The 3,363-nt window shown below is 57.8% G+C and carries 1 protein-coding gene and 1 pseudogene; one reads left to right on the top strand and one right to left on the bottom strand.

The features are described from left to right. Window positions 1-354: 354 nt before the first annotated feature. Complete coding sequence (locus JOY90_RS19280) at window positions 355-1,122, bottom strand: hypothetical protein (protein ID WP_291692703.1); 768 nt, start codon at window positions 1,120-1,122, stop codon at window positions 355-357. Window positions 1,123-3,135: 2,013 nt separating this feature from the next. Between JOY90_RS19280 and JOY90_RS19275 the strand changes: the two are divergent. Next, a pseudogene (locus JOY90_RS19275) lies at window positions 3,136-3,363 on the top strand (H-NS histone family protein); the annotation flags it as partial.

Genomic DNA, 3,363 nt, shown 5'->3' with positions numbered 1-3,363 from the left:
TGGCAGAGAACCCGGTTTCCCCCGCCAGACCGGCACGTTTCCCGCTGGAACAGACGGGCCAATCAGGTCCAGATTGGGGATGCGTCTGAAGGCAAGGGGTTAGCGCCATCCGTGACCGGCGGCGGTCGCGGCATAGGTCGCGCCGTCGCGTGCGATCCTGCGCGGCACGGCCAGATCGCTACCCGCATCGACAATCAATGCCCGGGGGCGGAAGCGACAGCGGAGATCATCAGCCGGCACGGCGGCAAGGCTTCCTCCGCGCGTCCGCATTCTGGGACATCATCGTCCATGCTGGACCGGACCTGACGCCGGCGTTGCGACCGGAGCGAATGACGCGAATCCCGTCCATTCAGATCAAATGAAGCGACCGACCAGCGTGTCCGTACGACTGACATCATCCACGTTGCCGGCGCTCGCGTGTGCTGTCGATGCGCAAGGGCCATCCTTGGCTCTGATATCGTCGACTATCGCTCGTCCGACGGCTTCGCCAACGAGACCCTGAGCGTATTGGGTGAGATGGAAACCGTCGTGCTGCAATATGGATCGTTTCGGAAAGTTCGTGAGCAGGCTGACGCAATCGACGACGATGACGTCGCGCGCGCTCGCGTATCGCTCATGCAGTGCGGCCGAATATGAGAGTGCACGGCCCATCGTGTATCGCGAGCCGTACACAAAGGGCGACAGCACCACGGGCGTGGAACCGGCGGACCGGCAATTGTCGACCATATGCTCGATTGCTGCGATGAATGACGGCAACGGAGTGATGGATTCGATCCTGCGAAGATGGCCCAGCATGGACGCCACTTCCCAACGCAGAAGGCTGAGGGCGGTGCTCGGGCGCTTGTGGTAATCGTCGCCGCTGCCCGGTCTTGACCGGCCGGCATCGCTCGATCGGCTCCGGGTTCGCATCGGGCATTGTGCGTCGGTGGCGCCGAACTGGAGCACGACATAGAGAGGCTTGAAGCTGAGCACCCTGCTCTTGAGATACTTCGCCGCCCGAGGCGCGGGAAAGCCGCCGAGGCTGACGAAAGCCGATTGTACGGGCCGCGAGAGTTTTCTTTCGACCACCGAGCAGCCAACCTCGAACAGCCCTCCACCCTGGTGCGGATAGCCACTGATCATGCACGCGCCGAAACCGGCAATCCTGAGCGCAGGAGCGTCTGACTCGTGCACCTCCGCTGGCTGGCAAGTTCGTGGCGGGTCGACCATGACGCGATGTCTGAAATTCAGAACAGTTCTGGACGATGCAACTTGATTAAATCTAGATGACCAATCGATATTTAAATCGTTGTTGCAAGCAAAGGCAATGCGCCATGAATAAAATGGTTTAATTGAGTCCCGGCGGCCGCTCGTCGGCCATGTTCGAGGCTCGGCCGGCTGAACTGGTGCCGATGAAGCTCGAAAAAGCCCCTCAGCGACCGGGTCTCCCGGCGTCGATCGGGCGCAGCGCCCACAACGAATTTGGGCTTATCCAGATCAGTTCGGGGGCGGTGTCAGACGAAGTCCCGCGATCCCGGATGCTGGGCACCCGGGCCGCAGCGAAAATGTCGCGGAGCCGCTCCCCATTCCGCAATCATGCCGGCACGACGGCGCAATCGCAGCCGCGCGTGGCAGGCACCTGGTCATGGCTTGGTCGAGGGCTAGGGCGCGCGCGTTGGAACACCCAGTTCGGCGGTGCACAATTTGGCATCCGTCCGCCCTGGATAGGCACGCGAAACGGCAACTTTCCGATTTGGCCGTCTTCTTGGTGGAGGTCTCTTGCTCGATAAGAGCGCCTTTTTGACCCGTTCGCGGAGCTGATCCAGTTCTTGAAGCTGAGTGACGAGGTGGGCAGTTGTGTCTGTGACGGAGGCGATCCGTCGTTGAAGCACACTCATCGCAAAACTCCACTCTACCTAATATACAAAATACGAACAGACCGTCTGCCGGTCCTTGTCGAATCCACCCAATGAAAAGATTACATCAAGAACGCGGCAGAAATGGGGTGTTAAATTACCTGATTGTGAGCCAAAGGTGATTAATCTTGACGTCACAAATGGTTAATTTATTTGGTTGTATGGAATAACGCGTCAACCGGGGAGGGAAGAAAGGCAAATTCAAGCAGGCTATTGCCCGCCTCTTCCCATCAGCCGCTCCTCGGGAGACGCACCTTCAACGGCGTCTTGCGAGCTCGTGCCCGTCGAGCTTCCGAAGCACGCATTTAATTGCAGGTTTCTGTTTTATTTAATGCGGTCGGGCGGCAGGAGCGAGGTTTAATTGGTTCTGCGGCCATCGTGCCGAGGACCTTGATCGGATCGTCGGCTCTTGCCGGGACGCATGTGGAGATCGCCGCCAGCCGTATCGCGGCGCCTCCTGAGCCCGCGGCGCCGGTGAGTTCATGCCGTGGCGCGCAAGTCGGCGAGGATCACAGGGTGGGCGCATTGGAGAAGGCTTGCCGGACGCGCGGTGTTGCCTGCTTGTCAGGCAGATCGATCAAGGTATGTGCATTGAAATGACCCAACTCTCGATATGCCTCCGAAGTCGATTCTCGCCGCGATAATAGACGCCGAGCAATTCCACCGGGTTTTACTGCATTCTCTTCGCGCGATGCGCCGCATCCTCTGTTCGAGGGATTTGCCCCGCGCTTATTCCGAGGCACATTGCGCGTAATTCAACTCTTGTCGGCAAGCTGGGCCCTTGGCCCAGTGCCTTAAACCGGGCGATCCGAGCTTGGTTTTATCGCCAAAATCGACGTCGAATGTTCACGAGGTACTTGGATGCTTTGAAATCTCGCAGGTGGCGCAATTGCAAGGTGCAGCATTTATCTGCTTTAAATTCACGTTGAATGGCAGATTTGTACCAATTCTTGATTTAACAATGGCGGGAACAATTTTTCTTTAGGGATATTGCCATTATAAATCGGAAGCTGCTCCGAGGGGACGGTTAACGCGGCCACATCACGGCGACCCGATGTCGCCGAAGGGCTCGGAGCGTTGGGCTGCAACGACAGAAGCAGTGCAGGGGAAAATGATTGGTGTTGCCACCAAGGGTGCCGGTTCTATGCGTCGGGTCACTTGCGTAACAGGTTACCTAGCTATATGTGAAACCGTTATATAAGGCAGATCCGATATGATCGAGGTCCTAAAGGGTTACAATATGTCGACGAAGAAATCCGATTTGGAGACCATGTCTTTTGACGAGCTGTGGTCGCTCCATGAAGAGGTCACTCAGTTATTGTCGGTGAGGATAACGGCGGAGAAACGCGAACTGGAGCGGCGCTTGGCCGTCCTCAATCGCGGCATTGAGCCCACCGGCGGAAAAGACCAGGAGAATGCGCGTTCCTTCAACGCCAATGGAAAAGCACGACGCGCATATCCCAGAGTC

This window comes from Bradyrhizobium sp., from assembly GCF_019242285.1.
Taxonomy (GTDB): Bacteria; Pseudomonadota; Alphaproteobacteria; order Rhizobiales; family Xanthobacteraceae; genus Bradyrhizobium.
The sequence above is the reverse complement of the archived record's forward strand: the minus strand, read 5'-3'. Positions and strand labels throughout refer to the sequence as shown.